The organism is Arthrobacter sp. SIMBA_036, assembly GCF_046535135.1.
GTDB lineage: Bacteria > Actinomycetota > Actinomycetes > Actinomycetales > Micrococcaceae > Arthrobacter.
The window spans coordinates 1-611 of record NZ_JAWRXG010000042.1 but is presented as its reverse complement, the minus strand read 5'-3'; the positions used below and the strand labels follow the sequence as shown (position 1 = coordinate 611).

Here is a 611-nt window from a genome sequence, read left to right as displayed (position 1 = left end):
GGCCCTCCGGTCCACGATGACCTGTGCGCGGTGACCGACAGCAAGGGCCGAACCCGGCACGAATTCACCGCCGAGGGTCCCAACCAGTTGTGGCTCTCGGACATCACCGAGCACGCCACCGCCGAAGGCAAGCTCTACCTGTGCGCGGTCAAGGATGTTTACTCCAACAGGATTGTCGGCTATTCGATCGACTCACGGATGAAGTCCCGCCTGGCCTTGGCAGCGCTGAACAGTGCGGTCGCCCGACGCGGTGACGTGGCCGGCTGCATTCTGCATACCGATCGCGGGTCTCAATTTCGGAGCAGGAAACTCGTCCATGCCCTGAATCGTCATGGCATGACCGGGTCGATGGGCCGGGTCGGGGCGTGCGGGGACAATGCAGCGATGGAATCGTTCTTCGCTCTGCTTCAAAAGAACGTCCTGGACCGGCGTTTCTGGGCTACCAGGGAGGACTTGAGGATCGCGATCGTGACTTGGATCGAACGCACCTACCATCGCCGCAGATGCCAAGCCGCCCTCGGCCGTTTGACCCCGATCGAATACGAGTCCATCATGAACACGCAGGCCACACTGGCAGCGTGACTAACCACTGTCACCTATCCGTGCAGCAG

1 protein-coding gene is annotated in these 611 nt (G+C 61.5%); it reads left to right on the top strand.

Annotated features, from left to right (window positions below; genetic code table 11):
* A partial coding sequence (locus tag SB659_RS19045; protein ID WP_410551518.1) for an IS3 family transposase occupies positions 1-582 on the top strand: 582 nt, incomplete at its 5' end.
* Positions 583-611 lie beyond the last annotated feature (29 nt).